This window comes from Bradyrhizobium quebecense (assembly GCF_013373795.3).
GTDB lineage: Bacteria > Pseudomonadota > Alphaproteobacteria > Rhizobiales > Xanthobacteraceae > Bradyrhizobium > Bradyrhizobium quebecense.
Genome location: NZ_CP088022.1, coordinates 4,639,711 through 4,664,732, shown reverse-complemented (window position 1 = coordinate 4,664,732; position 25,022 = coordinate 4,639,711). Strand labels below are relative to the sequence as shown.

Below are 25,022 nucleotides of genomic sequence, written 5' to 3'. Positions count from 1 at the left end.
TCAAACGAACGAAAGACGAGAGACCTAATCTATGGCTGAAATCATCAAGCTGGGCGCCGACCGTTCCATGGACTTCGACCGCGAAACGGTCGAGCAGGCCTATGACCGCTGGGCGCCGATCTACGACCTCGTGTTCGGCGGCGTGTTCAGCAAGGGCCGGCAGGCTGCGATCCAGGCCACCAACAAGATCGGCGGCCGTGTGCTCGAGGTCGGCGTCGGCACCGGCATCTCGCTGCCGCTCTATAGCCAGAATGTGCGCATCTTCGGCACCGATATCTCCGAGGCGATGCTGGAGAAGGCCAAGAAGCGGGTATCTGAGCAGGGCCTGAAGAATGTCGAGGGCCTCGCGGTGATGGACGCCGAGAAGCTCGAATTCCCCGACGATTCGTTCGACGTGGTGATGGCGCAGTACGTGCTGTCCGCGGTGCCGAACCCGGAAGCCGCGCTCGACGAGTTCGCCCGCGTGGTGCGTCCGGGCGGCGAGCTGATCATCCTGACCCGCGTCAGCGCCGATGCCGGCGTCCGCCGCTTCATCGAGCAGAAGCTGCAGCCGGTGGTGCGCCCGCTCGGGTTCCGGACCGCCGAATTCGCCTGGTCGCGCTACACCAAGTGGCTGGCCGGCGCGCGCGGCATGGAGCTCGCGGAGCGCCGCCTGATCCCGCCGCTCGGCCACTTCTCGCTGGTCCGCTTCCGCAAGGCGGACGTCGCCAAAGCCGCCTGAGGCGGTTGACCAGGCGGCTCAGCCCGCCGGTCCTCCGGGTGAGGTGGCGCAGAGCGCGCCCCCAGCCAGGAGGCTACGATCTCCTTCGCCTCATCCCGCAGACCTCGCCGGGATGAGGCAAGACCCTTCTCCGGTTGCGTCAAGGCGTCGCTCCGCATTGTCATATGTCATTATGATGATGTCACACGCGATACATCGAATCCCTGTAAATCCTGTCCCGAAAGATGTTGGGGGAACCAATGATCAAGAATTTTCTGCAAGAGCTGCGTACCCAGCGCTGGGATGACCATCGCTTCTACCACCACAGCCGGATCAACCAGAGCCTGCACTTCGTCAGCGCGCTGAGCTTCCTGTTCGCCTATGTGATGCTGTTCTTCGATCCGGTCGTGTCGGCGTTGGTCGGCTGGCTGGTCTCGATGACCTCGCGCCAGGCCGGTCACTTCTTCTTCGAGCCGAAGGGGTATGACCACGTCAACCAGGCGACCCACGAGCACAAGGAAGACATCAAGGTCGGCTACAACCTGCAGCGCAAGGTCGTGCTGATGGCGATCTGGGCGCTGTCGCCGATGGTGCTGTACTTCGATCCGACCCTGTTCGGCCTGTTCAAGCCCTGGGTCACGATGGGCGACTTCACCCGTCAGGTGGCCAAGGTCTGGCTCGTGGTCGGCATCGGCGGCCTCCTGTTCCGAACCATCCACCTGTTCTTCATCCGCGACATCGAGACCGGCCTCGTCTGGATGACCAAGATCGTCACCGACCCCTTCAACGACCTGAAGCTCTACCACAAGGCGCCGCTGTTCCTGATGAAGGGCGAGTTGATCGATCCGGGTCTCGAGAAGCACGTCAAGCACGCCTGATCGTTGCTCCAATATCTTTCCGATATGCGTCATGCCCGGGCTTGTCCCGGGCATCTACGTCTTGGGGCGTCGCAACCACAAGGTCTCGTCTTGAAGCTTCTCGTCTGTGCACTCTCTTCACCTCGCCCCGCGTGCGGGGAGAGGTCGGATTGCATCGCCAGATGCAATCCGGGTGAGGGGGGCTCACCGCAAGTCCGTCTGTTACCGATTTTGTGGATGCGGCCCCTCACCCCAACCCTCTCCCCGCAAGGGCGGGGCGAGGGAGCGCGAGAGCAGTGGCTCGCCTCAGCGCCCGAACCTCACGGCGACCATCTCTTTCAGGATCTGCCGCTTGATGTTCTTGTTGGTGAGACCTTTCTGGTGCCACCACCAGGCGTCGCGCTTCATCTTCTCGGCTGCCGCGACGAAGCGGTCGGCGACCTCGGCGAAGTCGGCATCGGTGTAGTTCAGGCTGAAGATCAGCCGGCCGGTGCCGACCCAGCTCAGCGCCAGTCCCTCGGCCCGCAGATAGTATTGCAGCATCCAGTTGTAGCGGGACGGCTCGGTGTAATAGACCGTCCAGATCGACGAGATGTTGCCGACCCGAACCGGCAGGTCCTGCGCTTTGAGCCGGTCGTTGAGCGCCGTGGCGCGGCCGTTCCAAGTCTCGTCGAGCCCGTTGTAGATCGAGCGGAAGTTCGGGCTGGCGAGCCGGCTCAAAAACTCGTCCATCGCCGTCATCACATAGGGATGCGAGTTGAAGGTGCCGCGGGCAAAGCAGATGTCGGCCGGCCGGTCGTCGCGGAAGCGCCGCATCAAATCCTTGCGGCCGCAGACCACGCCGACCGGAAGCCCGCCGGCAAGGCTCTTGCCGTAGGTCGCCATGTCGGCCTTGACGCCGAAATATTCCTGGGCGCCGCCGGCGGCGAGGCGGAAGCCGACGAACACCTCATCGAAGATCAGCACGATGCCGCGCTCGGTGCAGACCTCGCGCAGTTTCTTCAGCCATTCGGTGTAGGCGGCGCGGTCGTATCTCGAGGAGCGCGACGAATCGACCAGCGCGGAATCGCCGGGCGCGTTGCCGTTCGGATGCAGCGCCTGCAGCGGATTGACCAGCACGCAGGCGATGTCCTTGCGGGTGCGCAGCACGTGCAGGGTCTTCTCCGACATGTCGGCGAGCGTGTAGGTCTCGTGCGGCGACACCGGATTGCCGACGCCGGGCTGCACCTCGCCCCACCAGCCGTGATAAGCGCCGGCGAAACGCACCAGATGGGTCCGCTTGGTGTGGTAGCGCGCGAGCCGCACCGCCTGCATCACGGCCTCGGTGCCGGACATGTGGAACGAGACCTCGTCGAGGCCCGAGATCTCGCAGAGGCGCTTGACGTTGTCGGCAATGATCGGGTGGTAGGGGCCGAGCACGGGGCCGAGCGCGTGCGCCCGCTTCTCCCCCTCCGCGATGCACTCCTTGTAAAAGTCGTTGCCGAAGATGTTGACGCCGTAGGAGCCGGTCAGGTCGTAGGACACATTGCCGTCGAGGTCGGTGACGGTGACGCCGCTGGACACCTCGACGAAGGCCGAGGTGCCGAGATGCTCGCGCACCAGGCGGCTGTATTGGAACGGCACGCGGTAGGTTTCGGTGAACCGCAGGTCGGAGATCCGCTCGGTCACCTCGGCGGTCAGCGCGCGGCCCTTGGGGTAGCGATCCGCGTAGAGGCCGGCGAGGCGGAAGAAGCCGTCCTGGCGCTGCATCGCGACATCCTTCGGCGCACCGTCGGAGCGGAAGAAGTCGTCGATGTCGAATTCGTAGTGCGGCACCATGCGCGCCACCATCTTAGACATCTTGGAATGTCCGGTCAGCGAGCGGTGCTTGGCCCGCGACAGCGCGAGGCGGGCCTGAATTTTGGGGAAAGCTGCGGCGGCGCCGGCAAGCGCGGCGGCGGACAGCGAGAGAATCGGAAGGGATGTTTCCATGACAGAAGCGCTAGCCTCGGCACCTAACAAATTCATGACAGTCAAGGGCCTGATCTCGGCATTCACCCAGCAGGAAGATCTCAATTTCCTGCTAACCAACCGGATTCCGCGGGCGGCGATCACCCGCTTCATGGGCTGGTTCTCCAAGGTCGAGAACCCCCTGGTGCGCGACGCCTCGATCGCCTGCTGGAAGCTGTTCTCCGACCTCGATCTGTCCGAGGCGAAGAAGACCGAGTTCAAGAGTTTGCACGATTGCTTTACCCGCGAGCTCAAGCCCGGCCTGCGCCCGGCGGTGGCCGATCCCGCCATCATCGCGAGCCCGTCGGATGCGATCATCGGTGCGCATGGGCGGATCGAGGATGGGCAGTTGTTCCAGGTCAAGGGCGCGCCCTATTCGCTGCTCGATCTGGTCGGCGATCCCGCGCTGGTCGAGCAGCACAGCAACGGCCGCTTCGTCACGCTGCGGCTGACCTCCAGCATGTATCACCGCTTCCACGCGCCGTACGATCTTGCGATCGATAAGGTCACGTTCATTCATGGCGACGTCTGGAACGTCAATCCGATCGCGCTGAAGCGGATCGAGCGGCTGTTCTGCAAGAACGAGCGCGCGGTGCTGCGCGCGAAGCTTCCAACCGGCGAGGCGCTGACACTGGTTCCGGTCGCCGCCATCCTGGTGGCGAGCCTCCGCCTGCATTTTCTCGACGTCACGCTGAATGCGCAGTCGAGGGGCCCGGTGGATTTCCCCTGTGACGCGCACGTGAAGAAGGGCGACGAGCTCGGCTGGTTCGAACACGGCTCGACGATTATCGTGCTCGCGCCCGGCAATCTCGAATTCTGCGACAATGTCGCGGAGGGAGCACGGATCAAATGCGGCGAGGCGTTGTTGCGGAAGCCCTCATAGCGCTTTCGAGCGAAGTGGGCACCAGTTCGCGTGAAGAAAGCGCGTCAAAATATGAACTCTGATCTTGCTGTCTCGTTCGCGCCATTCTTTGAGCACGATCTGCCCGGAAAATCGGTTTCCACTTTTCCGGATCATGCTTTAGAATAGCCGGGATCGTCGCGCGACGATCCTAAATCGCAAACTTGATGGACACGAGATGGCGCGGACGCCTGTTCTGGCGGCGGGAGGCATTGTGCTGCGGCGGGACGCCCCGCAGCGCTTCGCCGTCGTGCGCCTGCGCAAGCGCAATGAGTGGGTGCTGCCCAAGGGCAAGCTCGACGATGGTGAGACGCCGCGCGCCGCCGCCGAGCGCGAGGTGCTGGAGGAAACCGGTCACGACGTCGAGGTGCATGAATTCCTCGGCACGCTGGTCTATGATTCAGGCGGACGTTCCAAGGTGGTGCATTACTGGCGCATGGATGCCGGCGGCAAGCCGGTGCGCGCGTTGATGAGCGACATCCGCGCAGTCGACTGGCTGCCGCTCGATGAAGCGCTCGATCGGCTGTCGCGCGGCTATGAACGTGCGTTCCTGGAAAATGTCGGACCGATCGCGCTGCAGGCCGCGGCGGACGCCGAGTGCGAGCGGCGCGCGCGGTTGCGGGTTGCGGCTGCCGAGCGACGGCGCGCGCGGCTCGTCGAAGAGGAGCCGGGCGTCGATACGACTGCAAACCCTGAAGCTCCGACCGCCGCAGAGGTGCCGGCGATCGCTGAAGCGTCCGTGGTCGCTGAAGCGTCCGTGGTCGCTGAAGTGACCGTGGATGCCGAGACGCCGGTCGTCGCTGACGCGCCGGCGCCTGCCGAGGCGGCGGTCATGGCGGAGACGTCCCATATTGCGAGGGCGCCGGCGGCTGATGCATCCAAAGCATCGCCGTCACCCGCGGGTGAGATCGAACCCATTGCCACGGCCGTCCGGCCCGTCCCGCGCAAGAATCTGATCGAGCGCGTGCGCGACTGGCTGCGTCGCGCGGCCTGATCACCCGCACATCTGACGTCGTGCGGTTGGCTGCCAGGCGTCAATGTCATGCTGCAAGGCAATGCAGTCGGCAACGCGCTTGGGCGAACCCAGTTCATTTGCCAGAAGCTGTGCCGCATGAACTTCCGCCATGGCGCCGTGAACGTCCCCGTGTGCCAGCTGGAGCCTGGAAATCTTCAGCCTGAGCCGCACGATCTGAACCCGCCCTTCGATGCTGGACCATAGCTGGCGGGCGAGGTGGAGATGCCGCATTGCTGTCTCATGGTCCTGCCGGGAGAGCGCCAGGATCGCCTGCGCTTCGTTGGTGAGCGCGCGGATCGAGGGCATCGGCCAGCGATCAGGACTTCCGGAAAGTTCGCAGATCAATGCCTTCGCCTGACTGGTCCGATGCGTGTGTGCCGCAACCAGCGCCAGATGCGCGAGCAGGATTCCCCGCCGCTGCAGGGTCCACCAGGTCTTGCCGATCAAGCTCCGTTCGAGACTCGCATGGGCGGCTTCCGTTTCGCCTCTTGCGAGCAGCAACATCGCGCGGCCCGGCTCCGGGCACCAACCCATCGTGTAAGCCCTGTCGTAGGCTTCGAGCGCTGCGTCGTCATTGCCGATCGCAGCCAGGATATCGCCCAGCACCCGGTTGGCATCGCCCATCGACCATGGCGCATCGCTGGTCAGGCGCGCGAGCGCGTCCTGGATGCGAGCCAGCGCTTCGTCGAGCGAACCCCTGATGCCGAGCACCTCGGAGCGATGCAGTTGGCATGAACCTGTCAGTTCCATGCCGCTGCTCGAACAGAAATTCTGGTAGCTCCGCGTCCACTGGTCGGCCCGCGCCCAATCTCCGAACATCCGGGCTGCCCAGAGAATGTTGCAATAGAGGTTGCCGCCCATGATCGGGTCCAGATTGGTGCTGGACAGTGCAACCGCGGCGGCATGGTCCTGATCGGCCAGTCCTCCATGCGTGTCGCCGAGGCATAGCCGATAGAAGCCGCGATAGGCCAGGCTCAGAGCTTCGATGTTGAGCGCATCCTTGTATCGGACGGCGGTGTAGGCAGCGTCGGCCAACGCGAGTGCCTGTTCCGGCTCGCCATCGAAGGCAGCCAGTTTGGACTTCATCCATAACAGCAAGGCCGTCGTCGGCGGATCGTCGAGCCTCGAGGCCCAATCTTCCGCGCGCGCGAGCCAGCCCTTTCCGATCGCGGCCTGACCGCTCTCGAAATGCAGGCCCGAAAGCGCGATTGCGTCGACCGCTGCTCCGGCAGCGTCGCCGGCCTCGCTGCGCGCGGCGACCGCGCGAACCAGAATCGGAATCGCGGCCGCGGTCCTGCCGAGGCATTGCAGGGCAAGCGCCCATTGGTGCAAGTCTTCAGCGTTGAGCTGGCCGCCTTCATCCGCGCTCGCGAACAGGGTGGCTGCCTGCAGCCACAATTGCCCGGCCGCTGCGCGTCGGGCAAGGCCGATTGGACCGACGGCGTCATCGACTTGCTTGTGGTCAATGCGTTCCGGCTGCCTGACCTCGGACTCAACGAAGAACCGATATCCCTTGCCCGGCAGATTCCGGATCGCGCCCTCCATGCCGCCCTTGCGCAGCGCGGCGCGCAACGAACTCACCGCCCGCTGCAGCGAGTTGTCGGTGACCGTGACATCCGGCCAGACGGCCTCGAGCAACTCGTCTTTGGGGACGACCCGATCGCGGTGGCGGACAAGGTAGACCAGCAGATCGAACACACGCGGCTGCAAAGCAACTTCCTGCCGCGCGCACAGCAGCACGCGTCCAGCTTCATCAAGCTCGAACAGTCCAAATGAGAATGCCATGTGTATGGGTCCGAGGTCGCCGGAAAAGGTTCAGACAAAGATCAGACAATGATCAGTCCGCGGTAAGGACAGTCGGCATCGACAGCGCCTATAGCTCATCATGGCCCGAGATCATCGTGGCCTGCTGTCCGACAGTCGCAAACTGAGGAGATTTCGATGGAACTCTATGTCATTCGCCGTCCGAGCGCCTGGGCAAACATAAGCGAGCTGGAGCTTGCCGGCGCAGCGTCCGCCAGGATCGGCGACGAGCAGATGCCGGACCGCGTCCGCTGGATCCGCAGCTACGTGGTGCATGAGGCAGATGGTCGCATTGGCACTTTCTGCATCTACGAGGCGCGTGACGGTGACTCGATCCGCGATCATGCGCGCTGCGTCGGCATGCCGGGTGAGGAATTCTACAAGGTTGCGACCACCGTGGTGGTGCGTGGCGATCCGATCCAACCGCCCATTGCAGCCGAATGACGCCTGCGAGGCGTCGCATGGCGCATCCCGGCCCAACCATTATCCGGGGCGCCATCACACTTCGATCAAGGAAACGATAATGTCGATTTCATTCATGGAGTCCTTCTACAATCCGGTGCGAAGGCATTTTTCCATTCTGCTTTTGCGCATCCGCCGGATCGTCAATCAGTCGGTCGCAGGGATGCTTGCACGCCGCGAGCGGCAGGCAAATTGCCTGATGTCGCGCGATCTCGGCGGCGGGCGATCGAAGGGCGCCGGCAACCGCGGCTCTCGGCCGATCATTGGAAGCGCGCTGCTCGGGCTGATGATCGCGGGTCTGTCGTCGCCCGTGTTCACGAGAGCCGAGGAGCCTGCCGTTCGGGAGCATCGTGCAGGGCCAGCGCAGCAGGCGGCTTGGCCTCAGCGCAGCGGGCACGGCTGCAGACATCGTTCGGATTGGAGCATTGTTGCCGCATCCACCATCCCGGTCGTTCTCGACCGTCGGAGCTAGCTCGCAGCACATTGAAGTCATTGCACGACGCCTTTTTGGCGCAACTCGCGGACTTCAGGCGAAGCCAGCGGCTTCGCCGCCAGCCGCACGACACGTTTTCAAAAGGAGATACACATGAACGTTCAGACCGAAATGCCCACCGTCGACCTCGCTGCCGTCAAGGCACGCCAGCAAGCCACCTGGAGCTCGGGAGACTACGCGATCGTCGGCACCACGCTTCAAATCGTCGGCGAAACGCTCTGCGAGGCAGTCGACCTGCGGAGCAATCAAATGGTGCTCGACGTCGCCGCCGGCAACGGCAACGCGACGCTGGCCGCGGCGCGGCGTTTTGCCGACGTGGTCTCGACCGATTACGTCGGAGCGTTGCTCGAGCGCGGCCGCGAGCGTGCGGCCGCGGAGCGGCTGCCGGTCACGTTCCAGGAGGCGGACGCGGAGAAGCTGCCGTTTGCCGACGCAAGCTTCGACGTCGTGCTGTCGACCTTCGGCGTCATGTTCACCGCCGACCAGCAGCAGGCGGCAAACGAATTGCGCCGTGTCTGCCGGATCGGCGGCAAGATCGGCCTTGCGAGCTGGACGCCGGAGGGTTTCATCGGCCAGGTGTTCAAGACCATCGGAAAATTTGTGCCGCCGGCGCCGGGCGTGAAGTCTCCTGCGTTATGGGGCACTGAAGCCCATCTCAGTGCCCTGTTCGGGCCTCAGGCTACGGTCGATGCCAAACGCCGGCACTTCAATTTCCGTTACAGGTCGCGCGAGCATTTCCTCGAGATCTTCCGCACCTATTACGGCCCGGTCCTGAAAGCCTTCGGGGCGATCGATGCCGTCAAGCAGCAACTGCTCGCCGCCGACCTGTTCGGCCTGATGGACCAGTTCAATGTCGCCAGGGATGGAACGCTGGTCATCCCCGGCGAATATCTGGAGGCCGTGATCACCAGGCGGGGCTGACCTGCCGTTCGCAATTCGTCGGTTGGAGTGTGGCGCCGGCGTTCTCGCCGGCGCCACGCTCGCGCGTTGGATCGCAGAAGCTCGTCAGAGACGCTCAAGCGAGCACGACATTGCTGCGATCGATCAATTGTGCCGCTTGTCCTTTGGCTGCGGCCTCGCCGCGCGCGGCGGCGGTGCACGCCGTTGCTGGAAGGCGGGGCGTGCCTGCACTGCGGGCCGTTGCATGCCGGGGCGGATGCTCGGCGCGGCCTGCTGAATGCCGGGCCGCGCCTGGCTGGGGGCCTGCGGCGCAGGCTGGGCCGCGCCCTGTCGCGGCACACCCGGCTGACCCGGTTGACCCGGCTCGCGTACGCCGCCCGGCATCGGCGTACGTCCGGGTTGCAGGCCGCCTTGACGTGCAGGCGATTGTTGTCCGCCGGGTGGTGTCGCGCCGCCCTGACGCGCGGGTTCTTGGTGCGCGGGCTCTTGGCGCGCGGGCTGTTGCCCCGCAGGCCGTTGTCCGGCTGGCGTCTGGACGCCGGGCGCGTGCGGCAGCGTCGTGCCGCCGGGTTGGCCGGGCAGCGCGTGTTGTGCGCCGCCTTGCTGCTGCGTGCCCGGCTGCTGCGAGCCCTGCCGGCCAGGTGTGCCCGGTTGCGTGCCCGGTTGCCGCGGCTGGCCCGGACGGTTCGGCTGGCCGGGCTGCTGCAACTGACCAGGACGGTTTTGCTGACCCGGCTGCTGCGGCGCATTGCGGTTCTGGCCCGGCAGGCCGTTCTGGCGCTGCGGGTTCGGCTGCACCGGCTGGCCGCGATTCGGATACGGCGCGGCCGGATTGGCCCTGCGGAAGTCGGGATTGGCGCGGCGGAAGTCGCGCTGCTCGCTCACGACCTGGCGGCCCAGTGTCTGCGCGGAATGCACCGCGCGCACGAAGCCCTGGTCACGCGTCATCTGTTGCGGCGAGATCGTCAGCGGCACCGCGGCGAAGCGGGCGCCGCCGGTGCCTGGACGAATCGCGAACCCGCTCGCGCCGCGCGTCAGCACGCCGAGCGAGGCGCCGCCGCGGTCGTTGACCTCGATGCGGCCGACATGCCCGTCGGCGTCGGGATAGAGCTTGATGCCGACATTGGTGCTGGTCGCGGTCGCGCCTTCCGGCACTTCGACAAGGCCGGTGGTGCCGCGGATGCCGAGGGTTGCGGTCGGCGTCGAGATCTTCATGTCGCCGGTCTTGGCGACGGCGGCGGCGACGAACGCCGCCGTGCCCTTGGCGACGTTGAACAGCGCGCTGTTCTGCTGGCCGCCGTCCTCGTAGACATAATTGTCGATCGTGATCCTGGCGTTGGCCCGTAGGTTGAAGGTGGTGCCGTCGTTGAAGGTGATGCCGAGCGACGAGGTCGCGGATGTCGCGACGTCGTCATTGGCGAAGATATCGTCGCGGATCTGCAACGGCGTCGTGGTGTTGTTGCGCGTGACGGTGGCGGTGCCGGTCAGTGTCGCGACGTTGCCGATCGGCTCGGGCGCGGTGGCCTGCGACGCGGCGGCCGGAGCGGGGGCAGGCGTGGCAGGCGCTGGCGTTGACGGTGTCGCACTCGGCGCCGGGGCAACCGAAGGCGCCGGTGCAGGCTGCGCTTGCGCGAGCTGCATCAGGTCCGGCGCGGCATTGGCCGTTGCATGCCAACCGATCGTGACGCCGGCACCAAGCAGAAGCGCATAAAGGAAGGCGCGGCGCATCACCATCGATTCCCGGGAGGCATTGGGGATCGGCAATTGAGCCGCGTCAGGCTGAACGCCGAATGAACGGTCCTGCCTCGTTGTCATGGCGGCCCCGAACGATCAAGCACCGCACTCCTGGAAGGAAGCGCGGTGTTCGCTCGCTGTTGGGTTTTGCTTAGCCGCGCTTGTGAGGCGTGATGTTGAGTGGCTTCGCCGGCCTGGCCGCGGGCGCATAGCTTGCAGGCTGCGCGGCGGTTGCGGGGGGCACGTAGTGGAACACCGCCTTGCAGCCGTCGCTGAGCAGCGCGCGCTGCCGGACCATGCAGGCGGTGACGCGATCGACATCGGGGATTTCCGAGCTGCACAGCCGCATCGCGTCGCCGGTGCACATCTGCTGCTGCTCGTCGGTATAGACATAGGACGCCGAGGTCAACAGACCGAGCGTGAACGCGGTTGCCGCCAGCAGTTTGCCGTGACGAAGCGTCGAGGCGGTGAAAGCCATCATGTCCCCCTTGTGGTGAACGCGCCGATGCAGCGCGTCGTGGAGGCCATCACTAGGGAGGCTTGGTTTCGGTAATTCTTCGTGCGCACGGCAAAATGGTTTCGTCGCACGCCGGTTTGTTTCGTTAACCACACGCCGACGGGTAACGTCAGCGCCTACGGTGTCGCCGCCGCCGGAGCCCCCTCGAGCGCGAGCACGGCCTCGCGCTGGGCCTCGGGCATGGCGCGGATGCGACGCCTGGCGGTGAGCCGAAGGGCGGCAAAACCGCCGAGGAACACCACGAGCTTGCTCACGATGCCGAAGATCGGCATCACCACAGCCCATGTCGTGATCTCGCAGGTCAGCGCGACGAAGGCGTTAACGGCGGCGGAGGTGAACATCAGGGCTGCCCAGGCGTAGCCGACCGTGACGGCGACGTCCGGCACGACCGTCTGCGCGATCTCGGGCAGATAGCGGTTGAGCCAGCCTCGCTTCAGCATCACGACGCCGACGATTGCGTAGATCACGCTCGGCTTGAACAGCACGAAGCGCGGGTCATTCGTGAGCAAAGTCGCGGTGCCGGCGGTGACCACCAGGAACAGGCTGAGCCATTCCATCGTGTCGATCCGCCTCCGGCGCACGATCTGGATGCCGATCTGCGTGACGCCGAACGCGATGCCGATACCGACCGAGAGCGCGGTGTTGTGGGTCAGCAGGAACAGAACAAGAAAGACAAGGGTCGATGCCAGGTCGAGGGCCAGCAGCTTTGCCGCGGTGAAAAAGTGCTTCATCGGCCGTCGAACTCCGCTTGCCAGATCACGTTGCCAGGTCACATTGTCATGTCGCGCCTTGGCGCGATCCGCGCCCGTGTCGGCACAGCTAGGCAGATTGTGGGGCCGCAAGCCTATCGATTTCTGAAATCGAGGAGTGAATTCTCACCTCGACCGAGCGATTTCCGCAGCGTCCGTGGTTTGCGCGGCCGTCGCCCGGCGCCGAAACTCGGTCGGCGTCAGCCCGGTGTCCGCCTTGAAGGCGCGGTTGAACGGCGCCAGCGACTGGAACCCGGCATCCAGCGCAATCGTCAGCACCGGCACCTCGGCCTGGCCGGCGTCGGCGAGCGCCGCCTTGGCTTCGTCGAGCCGATAGCGGTTGAGGAAGGCGTTGAAGTTGCGGTGGCCGAGCCCGTCATTGATCAGCGTCCGCAGCCGATATTCCGGCATGCCGAGCTTGACCGCCAAGACGCCGATGGTTAGCCCCTCCTGCCGATAGGTCCGCTCGGTCGCCATCAGGTGCTTGAGGTGATTGAGCGCGGCCTGGCTGGAGGCAGGCGGACCGGCATTGGCGAGCGAACGCGCGACCGGTGCTGCCTGGCCCGTTCTGCCGCCGGCGCCGGCAACCGCCGGCTGGCTCTCGGGCGGATCGAACAGCATCATCCAGATCGCGATCAGCGCGAATGCGCCAAGCGCCAGCGCGGCGCTGAGGCTGATCGACCGGGTCGGGATCGCGGCGAGCCCGGCCGCGGCGGCGAACATCATCTGAAGGCCGATGCCGATCAGCAGCGCGATCAGGATCCGGCCGCGTGCCGTCGTCACGGCGGTACGCCATCCCCTCGGAATTTGCGCGATCCCGAGCACGGCGAAGGCGATCGTCGCCAGCGCCAGGGCGCGGCCGCACGGCCCGGCGAGATCGGGCCAGATCGTCCAGCAATTGTGGCTCACAACACCAAGGCCGGCGAGCAGCGTCCACACCGCCGCGTGCCAGGGCCGCAGGGTAAACCGCTCGTCGAACATCGCGCGCGCCCACAGCCAGAAGATCACCGGCGAGCCCATCGCGAAGGCGATGAACGGAGAGCTCCAGCCGAATGACGCTGCGGGGAAGAACGGTGCGGTCGAAATCGCGTAGGCCGCGCCGGCCACGCCCATGGCGGCACCGAGATGCGCGGCCCGGTGCACTGCCGCATAACGCAGCAGCAGCACCGCGCAAACCACCAGGAACAGCGCGACCACCGCGCCCCGGAATCCGAACTCAAGAGCCGTCATCGCCATCGCAAGCCGCCTGCAGGTTCGATTCAACCTCGACACGGCGACACTTATAGCGCGTCCGGCGATCGACATGAAGCGATCGTCGGACTGGCAGAAAACCCGATGTCCGCTCGCCGTTTGCGCGGCAGCGGACATCAGATTCTGCTGGGTTGGCGTTCTAGCTGACCCGCTTCCAGGTCTGGCCGCCGCAGAACATGCCGCCGAAGGCGCAGCCCTGCACGCGCATCGCATTCGGGCCCTTCATCGCGATCGTCGAGTCGTAGTTGCGGCCGGAGTCGGGATCGTGGATGCGGCCGCTCCACTTGCTGCCGTCGGGTTTCATGTTGATCAGGATGCGTTCGTTGCTCTTCACCGAATAGCCGCACAGATTGGCGCCGCAGGCTTCGACGCGGACGTTGCCCTTGTTCTCCTCGGTGGCCCAGACGCCGATCGGTCCGGTTGGCGCCGCCGCTGGTGCTGCGGCAATCGGAGCGGCTTGCGGCTGCGGCGTGGGCTGCGCGGCGACCGGGGCCGGTGCAGGCGTAGCGGGCGCGGCGTCAACCGGCGCGGGGGCCGTGGTCGCAACCGTTGCCGGTGGCGCAGGGGGCGGCGGGACCGCGGCAGCGGCCGGCGCGGCCGGCTGCGGCGCGGCGGCCTGAATCGGCGCAGGTGCGGGCGCGGGTGACGGCGAGCTCGTCGTGGTGACATCGTCGTCATCGTCGGACTTCGAGCCGAGATTCTTGCTGATGCCGCCGATCGTGCCGTTATAGCCCGGCGCCGAGATGCGGATGCAGGACAGCGCGCTGCAATTGCGCGGCGCCTCGACATGGATGCGCTGGCCGTCGATCTGGAAGGTGATGCCGGTGCCGCCGGCATGCGCTGATGTGGTGGCCATCAGCAGCGCGGCGATCGCAACGAGCTTCTTCATCTTAAGTCTCCATGGCGTTGAGCGGGGAGGCATCGATTGGTCCGGAAGCTACGCGCCATCGGCTCCCGCTTCTGTGATGCGCATCACGTTGCCGGGCTGAGCCGAATGGCTCGCCACGGTGACGGAGATCACTGCGCCGCGAGCAGGCCGCCCCTAGCGTCGTCGGATGTTTTGGAGGCTTCGATGAAGCGCTTCTGCCTGCTCGTCGCGCTGATGCTGATCACGCCGTTCGCCCATGCCGGTGAGGGCATCTCGTTCTCGATTGGCGGCCACCGCGTCCATCTGGATTCGACGCGCTGCCGCTCGTTGTCCTGCGTCTCGGTCTCGGGCGACTCCAGGCGCAACGACGGCGGTGACAACGGCCGCACGCTGAAGCCGGTGCCCACGCCAGCGAATACGGCAGCGATTCCGGCCACGCCGGCCGCGAGCGCGCTGCCCGCGCCCGAGCCGGCAGCGCCTCCCGCGCTGCGGCCGGTCATTGTTGACAAGCCCGTTCCGGTTGCGCCCGCGGCTGCGCCGCCACCGCCACCGCCACCGCCACCGCCACCGCCACCGCCAGCACTGTCGCCGCCGCGCGTGATGACGCTCCAGCCAGCGCCGGTCGTCGCAGCTCCGCCTCCGCCGCCGGCCAAAACGCCTGCGCGTCCGGCGCCGCCGGTGACGCGCGTCTCGCGCGAGGCCGACGAACCGGACGACGGTCCGATCGGCGACTGGCAGACCGAAGCCAACAATTTGGTGCGCATCCGCCTCTGCGGCACGGCGTTGTGCGGCTATGCGCTCGACAGGACCACGCGCGATCTCGGTGAAGCGGTGCTGATCAACATGAAGCCGAAGAACGGTGGGCGCTGGAATGGCGGCGTCTACAGCCAGGAGAGCGGCAACATCCGTTACGGCACGATCGAATTGAAGGGCGCTGACAAGCTGCGGGTCTCGTCCTGCGCGCTCGGCCGCGTCTACTGCACCGGCGCCGACTGGGTCCGCGTCTCGCACGCACGGCAGCGCGTGATCACACAGGGGCAGCTCCGGGGCGAGCCGCGCTCCTGAGCGCAGCTGTCCAATTTGTAACCGGATGAGACGCGCGCGATGCGCGCTCCTCAGGGTGACGGAATAAGCTATCGCAAAAAGCAAAGCGCCCGGCGGGGGCGGCCGCCGGGCGCTGAACTCATGGCCTGGTCGAATGCTTTAGAACACGCCGAGAATGATGGCGCCGACGAAGGCGAACGCGATGTACGCGGCCACAATGCTCAGCTTGCTCAGCAGAGGACTCGCGAAATCCATTGGGAAGCTCCCTTGGCTCACAACGCTGCCCGCATTAACGCAAAAAGCTAGCAAGAGGTTCCTGGCCGAAAAAGTCAGCCTTACTGCCAAGCTCGGTGTTCCCCTGTGATGCCGCATTGCGATGCGTGGCTCAAACAGGCGGCGAATCAAGACGTTGAAGCACCCGCAAATAAATTCCGCGGCGTTGCGGGTTGCGGTCAGGCTGCCGGTCCCGGATACCGTCTGCCAGGTCTCAGAAAGATTGTGGTGCTTTGAAACACAATCGAAAGGTGAATGACGACGCCGCAGGATGTTGAACCTCGATCCCTTCTTCTCGATCACAACAATGCGGTGGCCTCGCTCCGCTGCGACGTGATGCGAAGCATTCGCCACAGTTGATGACCCAACGAGATCGATGCGGTCGCGCGAATTGCCCTGCCGGGTTCCGCCGCTTGGTTAAAGACGCCTGAAATCAAACAGTCGAAATGCGTTGAAGAGTCTTTAATCAAATTCGCAGAACCTCCGCGCCATGACGCGTGGAGTTCGTTTGTATCTCGTCGGCTCCCTTGTCCTTGTGTCGCTTGCTGGTTGCGGCCGCGGTCTGTTTCAGACTGCCGAGCGCGAACCGTGGCGGGCCGAGGCCGAGGCCGCTTGCCTGAAATCAGGCGCGGTCAAGGAAGGCCCGGACCTCGTCCGCATCGATCCGATTTCCGGCCCCGGCGTCTGCGGCGCCGAGTTTCCGCTCAAGGTCGCCGCGCTCGGCGAAGCCAGTTCGGCTTACGGATTTGCCGACGACAGCCTGCGTCCGCTGGCGTCGGTCGGCAACCAGCCGCGTTGGCCGATCAATCGTCAGCCGGGCCCGCCGCCCGCGCAGGCGCCGTACTCCGAACAGGCCGTCGGCCAGCCGAACTATGGCAGCCAGCCCAACGGACCGGTGTCGCTGTCGGCGCCCGGCGTCCCGCCGCAGCAGGGCGAGATCGACCTGCCGCCGGACGGCTCGCCCGATGCCAGCGGCGAGCGACCTTATTATCCGGGTCTGCGCAGTAATCCGGAGCGCGAGGGCGCGACCGCGCCTTATTCACCTGCGCCGTATTCGCAGCAATCGCCAGGCGCGCCACCGCCGCCACGGCTCGGCCCGTCGGGCGGCAATCCGGTGATGACGGTCGGCCCGGTCGCAGTGAAGCCTGCGGCAACGCTGGCGTGCCCGATCGTCTCGGTGCTGGAGCGCTGGCTCGCCGATTCCGTGCAGCCGGCGGCGCAGCGCTGGTTCGGCGCGCGCGTCATCGAGATCAAGCAGATCTCGGCCTATTCGTGCCGCGGCATGAACGGCAATTCGCACGCACATATTTCCGAGCACGCCTTTGGCAATGCGCTCGATATCGCGGCCTTCACGCTCTCTGACGGCCGACGCATCTCGGTGAAGGATGGCTGGAAGGGTCTGCCGGAGGAGCAGGGCTTCCTGCGCGATGTCCAGGCCGCTGCCTGCCAGCAATTCACCACGGTGCTGGCGCCGGGTTCCAACGTCTATCACTACGACCACATCCATGTGGATCTGATGCGCCGGGCTAGCCGGCGCCTGATCTGCCAGCCCGCTGCCGTCTCCGGCGAAGAGGTCGCGGCGCACGCCGGCGGCCGTAGCCCCTATGCAGCGCGCGAACCTTATGTCACAGGATCGCTTGGCGGCAGAAAACCGACTCCGCGGGGTAAGGCGGGGGTCAACGAAGAAGACGAATTCGCCGACGAATAGGGACGCGTCTGATACCCGTATTTTTACTGGGGGTGCCGTGCAAACGGTAGCCACTATTTGCTGCATATGCTCGCTGAACCGGGCGCACCCGGCTGATTCCTTGGGGGATAGCTTTGCAAGACGTGCCGATCATTCTCGTCATCGAAGACGATCGTGATCTTCAGATGATGGTAGAGGACGCCCTGAGGGACGGCGGCTATGAGCCGGCGATCGCAGGCTCGGGTGAGGAAGCCCTGACGCTGCTGAAGGCGTTCCGAACCAAATACAGCGCGCTGGTCACCGACATCCGCCTGCTTGGCCGGCTCGACGGCTGGCGTGTGGCGCGCGGCGCCCGCGAGATCGATCCGTCATTCCCTGTGCTCTACATCACCGGCGGCGGCGGCGACGAGTGGCCGACCCGAGGTGTGCCGGACAGCGTGCTGCTGAACAAGCCGTTCTCGCCCGATGAGCTGGTTGCCGCCGTGGCGAAGCTGCTCAAGAACGGCGCGCCGGCCTGAGCGATAGATCGCTCCTCGCAAAATTGGCAATGCGCGTGTTGCGCGGGGCAAAACGTGGCTGCTAGGCCGGCATGAATGACTTCGCACAGTCGATCGCGGCGGCAGCTTCACTGATCGCCAGCCGCGATCCGGTCCTGCTTGGGATCGTCGCGCTGTCACTGCGCATCAGCCTGTTGGCGAGCCTGCTCGCGCTTCTGATCGGAGCGCCGATCGGCGGCTGGCTTGCGATATCCCGATTTCGTGGACGGCAGGTGGTGATCGTACTCGCCAACGCCTGTCTCGGCCTGCCGCCGGTCGTGGTCGGCCTCGGGCTTTATCTCCTGCTGTCGCGATCGGGACCGCTGGGCTTCGCCGGCCTGTTGTTCACGCCGACGGCGATGGTCGTGGCGCAGGTCATCCTGGCGACGCCGATCGTGGTCGCGCTGGTGCATCGTCCGGTCGCGCTGCTGTGGGCGGAGTATGCCGACCTGATCCGCACCGACGGCCTGTCGCGCCTGCGCAGCCTTGCGGTGGTTTTCTCGCTGGGTCGCACCTCGCTGCTCACCGCGTTCCTTGCCGCCTTCGGCCGCGCCATCGCGGAGGTCGGCGCCATCATCATCGTCGGCGGCAATATCAGCGGCTATACGCGAACCATGACGACCGCGATCGCGCTCGAGACCAGCAAGGGCGAGCTGGCGCTGGGTCTCGGCCTTGGTGTGATCCTGCTTGCGCTGAGCGTCAGCGTCAGCACGATCGCGTTTCTGCTAGTGCGCGGCGTTGGGGAAAAATAGCTGTTCGCCGCCGATCTTGTAGCCGGCGATGACAGATTGCCCGGCCTGCGAAACCAGCCAGTCGATGAAGGCCTGTCCGTCCGCGGCTTTTACGGTCGGATGCTTCGCCGGATTGACCAGCATCACGCCATACTGATTGAACAGTCGCTTGTCGCCTTCGGTCAGCACGGCGAGCTCGCCGCGATTTTTGAACGAGAGCCAGGTGCCGCGGTCCGACAGGACATAGGCATTCGACGCCGCGGCCATGTTGAGCGCCGGACCCATGCCCTGGCCGATCTCGCGATACCACTGGCCTTTCGCGGAAGCGGGATCGATGCCGGCCTCTTTCCAGAGCCGCAACTCGGCCTCATGCGTCCCGGAGTGGTCGCCGCGCGAGATGAAGGTCGACTTGGTCGCGGCGATCTTGCGCAGGGCATCCGCCACATCCTTGTCGCCGGCGATCCGCGCCGGATCGGCCTTGGGGCCGACGATGACGAAATCATTGTACATCACATCGTATCGCCTGGTCGCAAAGCCCTCGGCCAGGAACTTCTCTTCGGCCGCGCGATCGTGCACGAACACGACGTCGGCATCGCCGCGCCGTCCAATGTCGAGCGCCTGTCCGGTGCCGACCGCGACCACTTTCACATTGATGCCCGCGGCCTGCGAGAAGCGCGGCAGCAGATAGCCGAACAGGCCGGACTGCTCGGTCGATGTCGTCGAGGCGACGATGATGGAGTAGGACTGTGCGAGCGCGGGACCGGCGAACAACAGCACGGCCGCGATGACGAGGTGTCGGAACAGGAGTGTCATGTGGTCAGCATGTGATGGAGGGCAGGAGATGAAGACGCGCTGGTCACCATGCCCCAATTGATCCGGTGCCGCAAAGCGGGCCGGGTGTCGCGCCGAGCGATGGCCCGTGACCTGGCGGCACTTATTCCTTCTTTACATCATGCCGCGGCATTCCTCCTCGAATTCATACGTCCTCCGGTTCATTTTCCCGGCGAGCAAGCTCGCCAGCAGAGCTCCATGGAGGCAAAGATGACCACCTATCGGGCCTATATCGTCGGACCGCACAGCCGATCCATCGGCGTGGTCAACATGGATTGCAGCGATGACGATGCGGCCGTCACATCGGCCAGCCGTCTTGTCGACCGCCATGATATCGAACTGTGGCAGATGGACCGGCCGGTGGCCAGGTTCGACGCCGGTTCGAAGCAGGTGTTCCGGAAGTAGTGCGACACCGCGCGGCAGACCAGCGCGCAGGCTCATCAGCGGGCGGCCAGTCTCGATGCGCCGGAGCAGTCGTTGAACTGAACGGTCTCAGCCGCGAGCACGCGAGCTGTTTCCGGAAGCGACGATCGCCCGGACAACAAGTGCGATGCGTTCGTTGCGCGCGCTGGGCCTGATTCGGCCTGAGCGCTCGAGTGCAGCGAACCCATGAAGGGCTGCCCAAAAAGTCTCGGTCACATCAGCTACCTCGACGCAAAACGGCGCGACGACCGCCGCCAGTGCTTCGAAAGCGGCCCGCAGTTCGGGTCTGGTGCCAGCTTCGGCGAACCGCAAATCCGTTGGCAGGACAAACATGGCGTCGTAAAGCGCGGGACGATCCAGCGCAAAGGCGAGATAGGCCAGGGCGACATTCTTGAGGGCGTTTCGTCCTGTCGATCCGCTCGCTGCTTCGCGAAGTGCGACCGCGAGTTCCTTGAAGCCCTCGACTGCAACTGCCGCAACAATCGCATCCCGGTTCTTGAAATGTGAGTAGAGGACAGGCTGGCTATATTCGATCTCATCGGCGAGGCGGCGGATTGTAACGCCATCCCATCCTTCGCGCTCTGCAATTACCCGAGCTGCCGCGACAATGCGATGCTCGCGCTCGGCACGGTCCCTGCCTTTCCGCTCAGCGGTACCCAATCCTCGATCTCCCGGACCGGGAAGGTCCAAATATATCAATATCATACCGGTGCTTGACATTCTAGCGTTGCTATATATCTAGCATTGCTAGATATTGTTCTTCGGCTAGATAAGGACAGCGTGATGCATTGGTTTGCGCTCGGAACGGGGTTGCTCCTGGCCCTGGGAATTATCGCGATCGGCACCAACTATGTCGTGAGCCCGACAACCGCGACGCGCAGCTTCGGCCTGCCGCTTCCTGAAAATGGCACCAACATCGCTTGGTGGCTTCGCCTCAAGGGGGTGCGCGACATTGCCGCGGGATTGGCCGTATTGGCGTTCATGGTGTTCGGGGCGCCGCGCGAGGTCGGCATCCTCCTGCTGGTTGAAGCCATCATCCCCGTCGGCGACATGCTGCTCATACTTGCCGCGAAAGGCTCGACCAAAAGCGCCTTCGGCATTCACGGTCTCACGGCGGTGATCATGGTCCTTGCGGCGATGCCCCTGATCATTGCCGTGCCCTGAGATGACGCATGCTCTTTCAATCTGGCTGCTCGCTGCCGGCTTCTTTGGCGCAGGCCTCTTCAACGCGATCAGCACGTCAGCGACCCAAAGCGATTTCGCTCGGTGAGGCTACCCACGCTGGCGGGGCATTTTGACCGGTGGACTGGAGATGATAAGCGCTGTTCTGATTGCAATTCCCGTCAGTCGGGTTGTTGGCTTGGCGCTGGGGGCGGCCATCATTGCGGCCGCGGTTTTCACCGTTCTGCGCCACCGTGATTTTTCTCATCTTGTGCCACTTGGCGCCTTTGTCGTCTTGATCGCTGTTGCCGCGACCTCGTCCTGAGCGCCGCCCCGGGTGTCGCGCCGCGCGATCCCTGATGATAGACCTTGCGCCAGCTTCGACATCAACAGGGATACCAGGTCATGGCTTTGGAGAAGGTCGCACTCGTCACCGCGGGCGGCAGCGGCATGGGAGCGGCGGCGGCGCGGCGGCTTGCCGCAGATGGATTTCGTGTTGCGATCCTGTCGTCGTCGGGTAAGGGCGAGGCGCTGGCCGGCGAGCTCGGCGGCATCGGCTTCACTGGCTCGAACCGTTCGAACGACGATCTGAAGCGCGCCGTCGACGGCGTAATGGCGCGCTGGGGCCGCATCGATGCGCTGGTCAACAGCGCCGGCCACGGCCCGCGTGCGGGCGTGCTGGAATTGACCGACGAGCAGTGGCACACCGGCCTCGACGTCTATCTGATGAACGTGATCCGCCCGACGCGTCTGGTCGCACCTCACATGCAGGCGCAGAAGTCGGGCGCGATCGTCAACATCTCCACCGCCTGGGCATTCGAGCCGAGCGCGATGTTTCCGACCTCGGCGGTGTTCCGCGCCGGGCTCGCCGCGTTCACAAAACTGTTCACCGACAGCTACGCCGCCGACAACGTCCGCATGAACAACGTGCTGCCCGGCTGGATCGACAGCCTGCCGGCAACCGACGCACGCCGCGACAGCGTGCCGATGAAGCGCTACGGCAAGGCGGAGGAGATCGCCGCGACGATCGCGTTCCTCGTCTCCGACGGCGCGGGCTATATCACCGGCCAGAACATCCGCGTCGACGGCGGCTTGATGCGGTCGGTTTGATCGAAGTGGTAGACCCGTCATCCTGAGAGCAAGTGAGTTTGTGCTGCACAAGCGGCACCAAATATTCGGTGTCGTCCCGGCTCCGTGCGCAAGCGCGCACTCGGCCGGGACGACATTGAAGTGTGTGGCGCCGTTCGTACCCGTGGCGTCGCCACAGCTTATGTCAGCACTTGCGTCTACGCGCTGCGCCTCGCGTTCCAGGCCGCGCACGTCATAATTGCGGCGACCTCAGATTGCGTTTGTCGTGATGACAAACTGAAAGAGCAGGGATAGCCTTCCGTCAAATCAAAACATACGGGAGGAATGGCATGCCAGACGCAGCAGTTGCAGCACGCGCTTCGGATTCCACGCACAGCGGAACCACGCAGCAGGTCGACGTCGCAGTCGTCGGCGCCGGTTTCGCCGGTCTCTATCTGTTGCATCGGTTGCGCAAGGCGGGCTTCTCGGCGGTTGCGCTCGAGGAGGGCGCCGATGTCGGCGGCACCTGGTACTGGAACCGGTATCCCGGCGCGCGCTGTGACATCCAGACCATCGATTACAGCTACACGTTCGATCCCGAACTCGATCAGGCGTGGACGTGGTCGGAGAAGTACGCGACGCAGCCGGAAATCCTGCGCTATCTCGGTTTCGTCGCCGACCGCTACGATCTGCGCCGCGATATCAGGTTCGGCACCAAGGTCACGCAGGCGACCTGGGACGACGCGACCGCGCGCTGGCAGATTGCGACCAACAACGGCGCCAATGTCTCGTGCCGCTACTACATCATGGCGACCGGGTGCCTGTCGTCGCCGAAGCCGCCGGAGATCGACGGCGTCAAGGATTTTAAAGGCGAGATCTATTTCACCGGCCGCTGGCCGCACCAGGGTGTCGACCTGAAGGGCAAGCGCGTCGCCGTGATTGGCACCGGATCGTCGGGCATTCAGTCGATCCCGCTGATCGCCGAACAGGCCGCGCAACTCACCGTATTCCAGCGCACGCCGAACTTCGCACTGCCCGCGGGCAACGGTCCGGCACCGGAAGATCGCAAGACCTTCTTCGAGACCGACCGCGCGGCCTATCGTGACCAGGCGCGCTGGTCGATGGCCGGGGTGCCGTATCCGCAGCAGACCGTGGTGAGCTGGCAATTGAGCGACGCCGACCGCCGCGAGCGGTTCGAGAAGGCGTGGGCGGCGGGCGACCTCGTCCACATCCTGACCCAGCTCTGGGCCGACCAAGCGGTCGATGTCGACGGCAACCGGCTGGTCGGCGATCTGATCCGCGAGAAGATCGGTGCCGTGGTCAAGGATCCGGAGACGGCCGCGGCGCTCACCCCGCACGATCATCCGTTCGGCGCCAAGCGTCCCTGCCTCGATACCAATTACTACGCGACCTACAACCGTCCGAACGTGACGCTGGTCAACCTGCGGCAGGAGCCGATCAAGGCGATCACCGCCGGCGGCATCTCGACCGACAAGCGCAGCTTCGATGTCGACGTCATCGTGTTCGCCACCGGCTTCGATGCGATGACCGGCGCGATCATGGCGGTGCATCCGATCTCCGGCCGCGGCGGCAAGTCGCTGTCGGATGTCTGGGCGCACGGACCGCAGACCTATCTCGGCGTCACCGTCGCGGGCTTCCCCAATCTGTTCATGATCACCGGTCCCGGCAGCCCGTCGGTGCTGTCGAACATGGCGGTGTCGATCGAGCAGCATGTCGACTGGGTGGTCGACCGCATCGCCGCGTTGCGCGACGCCGGCTTCACCACGATGGAAGCAACCGAGACCGCGCAGGCCGGCTGGGAACGCCACATGGCCGATTGCGCGACGCTGACGCTGCACCGGCTCGCCAACACCTGGTACACGGGTGCCAACGTGCCCGGCAAGCCGCAGGGCGTGATGCCCTATACCGGCGGTGTCGGTCCGTACCGCAGCATCTGCAACGAGGTGGTCGGGCGCGGCATGCTCGGCTTCAAGCTCTCGGGTCCCGGCGTTGCCGAGCAGTGCAATGACGGCGAGGTGGTGCGTTTGCAGCCGGATGTGCGGCTGGTGCTCAACATGCTCGGTGAGATGAACCTGCCGCCGATCGAGACGATGGGCGCGCAGGGCGCCCGCGACTTCCTCAACGAGTTCAACAAGGGCCGTCCTGCCGGCCGTCCAGTCGGCGAGGTCGGCACCGGCGTGCTGCGGGGCGCCGATGGTCCGCTGCCGTACAAGCTGTATCGTCCGGCGACGCCGGGGCCGCATCCGATCGTGGTGTATTTCCACGGCGGCGGCTGGGTGCTCGGTGACGAGCTGTCGGACGATCCGTTCTGCCGCGATTTGTGCCGGCGCACCGGGATGATCATCGTCAGCGTCGGCTATCGCCACGCGCCCGAGCATCGCTTCCCGGCTGCGGCCGAGGACGGCTATGCCGCCACGCGCTGGATCGCGGCCCACACCGCCGAGCTCGGCGGCAGGGCAGGGCCGGTGCTCGTCGCAGGCTGGAGCGCTGGCGGCAATATCGCGGCCGTGACCTGCCAGCTCGCGCGCGATCGCGGCGGGCCCGAGATCGCAGGCCAGCTCTTGATCTGCCCGGTCACCGACTCCTCGTTCGACCGGCAGTCCTATGTCGACAACGCGGCCGGCTACTTCCTGACGCGCGGGCTGATGTTCTGGTTCTGGGACCTGTACTGCTCGCCGGCGGACCGCACCGATCCGCGTGTCGCGCCGTTGCGCGGCAAGCTCGAAGGCCTGCCGCCGGCGTTCATCGCGACCGCGGAGTTCGATCCGCTGCGCGACGAGGGCAATGCCTATGGCGACGCGCTCGCGAAGGCCGGCGTCAAGGTCGAGCAGCTCAAGGCGCGGGGCCACTTTCACTCGTCGTTCGTGATGGTCGACGTCATCATCACCGGCGTCGCCGGCCGCGTGAAGATGGCGAAGGCGCTAAGGCGTCTCGCCGGACTGCCCGAGGAATTGGAGCAGGACAACGTCGCCGCGCCGCGGGTCAACGCGGCGGCGAACTAGAGCATG

Annotated in this window: 25 protein-coding genes and 1 pseudogene; 16 read left to right on the top strand and 10 right to left on the bottom strand. The window is 65.3% G+C overall.

Annotated elements, in window-relative coordinates:
• The first annotated feature begins 31 nt into the window (after window positions 1-31).
• Both HU230_RS22610 and HU230_RS22605 read left to right on the top strand, forming a co-directional pair.
• Entirely contained in the window at window positions 32-721 is a 690-nt protein-coding gene (locus tag HU230_RS22610; protein ID WP_176529784.1) for a class I SAM-dependent methyltransferase, read from the top strand.
• Between the two features lie 239 nt (window positions 722-960).
• Window positions 961-1,578 carry a hypothetical protein gene (locus HU230_RS22605; protein ID WP_176529785.1) on the top strand — a complete coding sequence of 206 codons (618 nt, stop codon included), beginning with the start codon at window positions 961-963 and terminating at the stop codon, window positions 1,576-1,578.
• A gap of 285 nt (window positions 1,579-1,863) precedes the next feature.
• Here the strand turns inward: HU230_RS22605 and HU230_RS22600 are convergent, their stop codons facing one another.
• On the bottom strand, window positions 1,864-3,528 hold the full coding sequence (locus HU230_RS22600; protein WP_176529786.1) for an aminotransferase class III-fold pyridoxal phosphate-dependent enzyme: 1,665 nt from the start codon (window positions 3,526-3,528) through the stop codon (window positions 1,864-1,866).
• A 34-nt stretch (window positions 3,529-3,562) separates the two neighbouring features.
• Between HU230_RS22600 and asd the strand changes: the two genes are divergently transcribed.
• The gene (gene asd, locus HU230_RS22595; protein ID WP_176534913.1) at window positions 3,563-4,429 is read left to right on the top strand and encodes an archaetidylserine decarboxylase; all 867 of its coding nucleotides are present in this window, start codon (window positions 3,563-3,565) and stop codon (window positions 4,427-4,429) included.
• A 196-nt stretch (window positions 4,430-4,625) separates the two neighbouring features.
• Window positions 4,626-5,441 carry an NUDIX hydrolase gene (locus HU230_RS22590; protein WP_176529787.1) on the top strand — a complete coding sequence of 272 codons (816 nt, stop codon included), beginning with the start codon at window positions 4,626-4,628 and terminating at the stop codon, window positions 5,439-5,441.
• Here HU230_RS22590 and HU230_RS22585 read toward each other — a convergent pair whose 3' ends face one another.
• The gene (locus HU230_RS22585; RefSeq protein ID WP_176529788.1) at window positions 5,442-7,247 is read right to left on the bottom strand and encodes a winged helix-turn-helix domain-containing protein; all 1,806 of its coding nucleotides are present in this window, start codon (window positions 7,245-7,247) and stop codon (window positions 5,442-5,444) included.
• 156 nt (window positions 7,248-7,403) lie between these two features.
• Here HU230_RS22585 and HU230_RS22580 point away from each other — a divergent pair, with 156 nt between their 5' ends.
• From HU230_RS22580 to HU230_RS22570, 3 genes are all read left to right on the top strand, one after another.
• Window positions 7,404-7,709 carry a nickel-binding protein gene (locus HU230_RS22580; RefSeq protein ID WP_176529789.1) on the top strand — a complete coding sequence of 102 codons (306 nt, stop codon included), beginning with the start codon at window positions 7,404-7,406 and terminating at the stop codon, window positions 7,707-7,709.
• A gap of 79 nt (window positions 7,710-7,788) precedes the next feature.
• Window positions 7,789-8,199, top strand: coding sequence for a hypothetical protein (locus HU230_RS22575; RefSeq protein WP_176529790.1), 411 nt, complete (start codon window positions 7,789-7,791; stop codon window positions 8,197-8,199).
• A gap of 114 nt (window positions 8,200-8,313) precedes the next feature.
• Complete coding sequence (locus HU230_RS22570) at window positions 8,314-9,141, top strand: class I SAM-dependent methyltransferase (protein ID WP_176529791.1); 828 nt, start codon at window positions 8,314-8,316, stop codon at window positions 9,139-9,141.
• Between the two features lie 123 nt (window positions 9,142-9,264).
• Here HU230_RS22570 and HU230_RS22565 read toward each other — a convergent pair whose 3' ends face one another.
• The 5 genes from HU230_RS22565 to HU230_RS22545 all read right to left on the bottom strand — a co-directional run bounded on the left by HU230_RS22565 (window position 9,265) and on the right by HU230_RS22545 (window position 14,260).
• Window positions 9,265-10,935, bottom strand: a complete 1,671-nt coding sequence (locus HU230_RS22565) for a FecR domain-containing protein (RefSeq protein ID WP_338077295.1) — start codon at window positions 10,933-10,935, stop codon at window positions 9,265-9,267.
• A 70-nt stretch (window positions 10,936-11,005) separates the two neighbouring features.
• Window positions 11,006-11,332 carry a hypothetical protein gene (locus HU230_RS22560; protein ID WP_224943460.1) on the bottom strand — a complete coding sequence of 109 codons (327 nt, stop codon included), beginning with the start codon at window positions 11,330-11,332 and terminating at the stop codon, window positions 11,006-11,008.
• Between the two features lie 155 nt (window positions 11,333-11,487).
• Window positions 11,488-12,102 (bottom strand): inner membrane-spanning protein YciB, encoded by a 615-nt coding sequence (locus HU230_RS22555; protein ID WP_176529793.1) that lies wholly within the window; start codon window positions 12,100-12,102, stop codon window positions 11,488-11,490.
• Window positions 12,103-12,246: 144 nt separating this feature from the next.
• Window positions 12,247-13,356, bottom strand: a complete 1,110-nt coding sequence (locus tag HU230_RS22550) for an AraC family transcriptional regulator (protein WP_176529794.1) — start codon at window positions 13,354-13,356, stop codon at window positions 12,247-12,249.
• Window positions 13,357-13,510: 154 nt separating this feature from the next.
• Window positions 13,511-14,260 (bottom strand): DUF2147 domain-containing protein, encoded by a 750-nt coding sequence (locus tag HU230_RS22545; RefSeq protein WP_176529795.1) that lies wholly within the window; start codon window positions 14,258-14,260, stop codon window positions 13,511-13,513.
• Window positions 14,261-14,443: 183 nt separating this feature from the next.
• On the opposite strand from HU230_RS22545, the gene HU230_RS22540 reads away from it, so the two are divergent.
• On the top strand, window positions 14,444-15,304 hold the full coding sequence (locus HU230_RS22540) for a DUF2147 domain-containing protein (protein WP_176529796.1): 861 nt from the start codon (window positions 14,444-14,446) through the stop codon (window positions 15,302-15,304).
• Between the two features lie 138 nt (window positions 15,305-15,442).
• Here HU230_RS22540 and HU230_RS22535 read toward each other — a convergent pair whose 3' ends face one another.
• Window positions 15,443-15,859 carry a hypothetical protein gene (locus HU230_RS22535; RefSeq protein ID WP_210284194.1) on the bottom strand — a complete coding sequence of 139 codons (417 nt, stop codon included), beginning with the start codon at window positions 15,857-15,859 and terminating at the stop codon, window positions 15,443-15,445.
• A 187-nt stretch (window positions 15,860-16,046) separates the two neighbouring features.
• Between HU230_RS22535 and HU230_RS22530 the strand changes: the two genes are divergently transcribed.
• The 3 genes from HU230_RS22530 (at window position 16,047) to HU230_RS22520 (ending at window position 18,531) form a co-directional block, all read left to right on the top strand.
• Window positions 16,047-17,264: an extensin-like domain-containing protein gene (locus tag HU230_RS22530; RefSeq protein ID WP_176529797.1), complete on the top strand. Its 1,218-nt coding sequence runs from the start codon at window positions 16,047-16,049 to the stop codon at window positions 17,262-17,264.
• Window positions 17,265-17,377: 113 nt separating this feature from the next.
• Window positions 17,378-17,761 (top strand): response regulator, encoded by a 384-nt coding sequence (locus tag HU230_RS22525; protein ID WP_092115949.1) that lies wholly within the window; start codon window positions 17,378-17,380, stop codon window positions 17,759-17,761.
• Window positions 17,762-17,832: 71 nt separating this feature from the next.
• Complete coding sequence (locus tag HU230_RS22520) at window positions 17,833-18,531, top strand: ABC transporter permease (protein WP_176529798.1); 699 nt, start codon at window positions 17,833-17,835, stop codon at window positions 18,529-18,531.
• Here HU230_RS22520 and HU230_RS22515 read toward each other — a convergent pair.
• Window positions 18,505-19,323: an ABC transporter substrate-binding protein gene (locus tag HU230_RS22515; RefSeq protein WP_176529799.1), complete on the bottom strand. Its 819-nt coding sequence runs from the start codon at window positions 19,321-19,323 to the stop codon at window positions 18,505-18,507. The two genes, HU230_RS22520 and HU230_RS22515, sit on opposite strands and share 27 nt — an antisense overlap.
• 48 nt (window positions 19,324-19,371) lie before the next feature.
• Here HU230_RS22515 and HU230_RS22510 point away from each other — a divergent pair, with 48 nt between their 5' ends.
• On the top strand, window positions 19,372-19,746 hold the full coding sequence (locus HU230_RS22510; protein WP_176529800.1) for a hypothetical protein: 375 nt from the start codon (window positions 19,372-19,374) through the stop codon (window positions 19,744-19,746).
• An 87-nt stretch (window positions 19,747-19,833) separates the two neighbouring features.
• Here the strand turns inward: HU230_RS22510 and HU230_RS22505 are convergent, their stop codons facing one another.
• On the bottom strand, window positions 19,834-20,424 hold the full coding sequence (locus tag HU230_RS22505; protein WP_176529801.1) for a TetR/AcrR family transcriptional regulator: 591 nt from the start codon (window positions 20,422-20,424) through the stop codon (window positions 19,834-19,836).
• Window positions 20,425-20,547: 123 nt separating this feature from the next.
• Between HU230_RS22505 and HU230_RS22500 the strand changes: the two genes are divergently transcribed.
• The 4 genes and pseudogenes from HU230_RS22500 (at window position 20,548) to HU230_RS22485 (ending at window position 25,016) form a co-directional block, all read left to right on the top strand.
• Complete coding sequence (locus tag HU230_RS22500) at window positions 20,548-20,928, top strand: DUF4267 domain-containing protein (protein ID WP_176529802.1); 381 nt, start codon at window positions 20,548-20,550, stop codon at window positions 20,926-20,928.
• Window position 20,929: 1 nt separating this feature from the next.
• Window positions 20,930-21,250 (top strand): annotated as a pseudogene (locus HU230_RS22495) (DoxX family protein).
• A gap of 80 nt (window positions 21,251-21,330) precedes the next feature.
• Window positions 21,331-22,035, top strand: a complete 705-nt coding sequence (locus HU230_RS22490; RefSeq protein ID WP_176529803.1) for an SDR family oxidoreductase — start codon at window positions 21,331-21,333, stop codon at window positions 22,033-22,035.
• A 308-nt stretch (window positions 22,036-22,343) separates the two neighbouring features.
• Window positions 22,344-25,016: a flavin-containing monooxygenase gene (locus HU230_RS22485; protein WP_176529804.1), complete on the top strand. Its 2,673-nt coding sequence runs from the start codon at window positions 22,344-22,346 to the stop codon at window positions 25,014-25,016.
• Window positions 25,017-25,022: the final 6 nt, after the last annotated feature.

What these genes read in the sequence shown, in the direction of transcription:
- asd (WP_176534913.1), top strand. Translation starts at nt 3,563, where the DNA reads ATGACAGTCAAGGGCCTGATCTCGGCATTCACCCAGCAGGAAGATCTC.
- HU230_RS22580 (WP_176529789.1), top strand. Translation starts at nt 7,404, where the DNA reads ATGGAACTCTATGTCATTCGCCGTCCGAGCGCCTGGGCAAACATAAGC.
- HU230_RS22550 (WP_176529794.1), bottom strand. Translation starts at nt 13,356, where the DNA reads ATGGCGATGACGGCTCTTGAGTTCGGATTCCGGGGCGCGGTGGTCGCG.
- HU230_RS22610 (WP_176529784.1), top strand. Translation starts at nt 32, where the DNA reads ATGGCTGAAATCATCAAGCTGGGCGCCGACCGTTCCATGGACTTCGAC.
- HU230_RS22605 (WP_176529785.1), top strand. Translation starts at nt 961, where the DNA reads ATGATCAAGAATTTTCTGCAAGAGCTGCGTACCCAGCGCTGGGATGAC.
- HU230_RS22575 (WP_176529790.1), top strand. Translation starts at nt 7,789, where the DNA reads ATGTCGATTTCATTCATGGAGTCCTTCTACAATCCGGTGCGAAGGCAT.
- HU230_RS22600 (WP_176529786.1), bottom strand. Translation starts at nt 3,528, where the DNA reads ATGGAAACATCCCTTCCGATTCTCTCGCTGTCCGCCGCCGCGCTTGCC.
- HU230_RS22530 (WP_176529797.1), top strand. Translation starts at nt 16,047, where the DNA reads ATGACGCGTGGAGTTCGTTTGTATCTCGTCGGCTCCCTTGTCCTTGTG.
- HU230_RS22560 (WP_224943460.1), bottom strand. Translation starts at nt 11,332, where the DNA reads ATGGCTTTCACCGCCTCGACGCTTCGTCACGGCAAACTGCTGGCGGCA.
- HU230_RS22500 (WP_176529802.1), top strand. Translation starts at nt 20,548, where the DNA reads ATGCATTGGTTTGCGCTCGGAACGGGGTTGCTCCTGGCCCTGGGAATT.
- HU230_RS22540 (WP_176529796.1), top strand. Translation starts at nt 14,444, where the DNA reads ATGAAGCGCTTCTGCCTGCTCGTCGCGCTGATGCTGATCACGCCGTTC.
- HU230_RS22545 (WP_176529795.1), bottom strand. Translation starts at nt 14,260, where the DNA reads ATGAAGAAGCTCGTTGCGATCGCCGCGCTGCTGATGGCCACCACATCA.
- HU230_RS22555 (WP_176529793.1), bottom strand. Translation starts at nt 12,102, where the DNA reads ATGAAGCACTTTTTCACCGCGGCAAAGCTGCTGGCCCTCGACCTGGCA.
- HU230_RS22485 (WP_176529804.1), top strand. Translation starts at nt 22,344, where the DNA reads ATGCCAGACGCAGCAGTTGCAGCACGCGCTTCGGATTCCACGCACAGC.
- HU230_RS22490 (WP_176529803.1), top strand. Translation starts at nt 21,331, where the DNA reads ATGGCTTTGGAGAAGGTCGCACTCGTCACCGCGGGCGGCAGCGGCATG.
- HU230_RS22510 (WP_176529800.1), top strand. Translation starts at nt 19,372, where the DNA reads ATGCCCCAATTGATCCGGTGCCGCAAAGCGGGCCGGGTGTCGCGCCGA.
- HU230_RS22520 (WP_176529798.1), top strand. Translation starts at nt 17,833, where the DNA reads ATGAATGACTTCGCACAGTCGATCGCGGCGGCAGCTTCACTGATCGCC.
- HU230_RS22570 (WP_176529791.1), top strand. Translation starts at nt 8,314, where the DNA reads ATGAACGTTCAGACCGAAATGCCCACCGTCGACCTCGCTGCCGTCAAG.
- HU230_RS22515 (WP_176529799.1), bottom strand. Translation starts at nt 19,323, where the DNA reads ATGACACTCCTGTTCCGACACCTCGTCATCGCGGCCGTGCTGTTGTTC.
- HU230_RS22585 (WP_176529788.1), bottom strand. Translation starts at nt 7,247, where the DNA reads ATGGCATTCTCATTTGGACTGTTCGAGCTTGATGAAGCTGGACGCGTG.
- HU230_RS22565 (WP_338077295.1), bottom strand. Translation starts at nt 10,935, where the DNA reads ATGACAACGAGGCAGGACCGTTCATTCGGCGTTCAGCCTGACGCGGCT.
- HU230_RS22590 (WP_176529787.1), top strand. Translation starts at nt 4,626, where the DNA reads ATGGCGCGGACGCCTGTTCTGGCGGCGGGAGGCATTGTGCTGCGGCGG.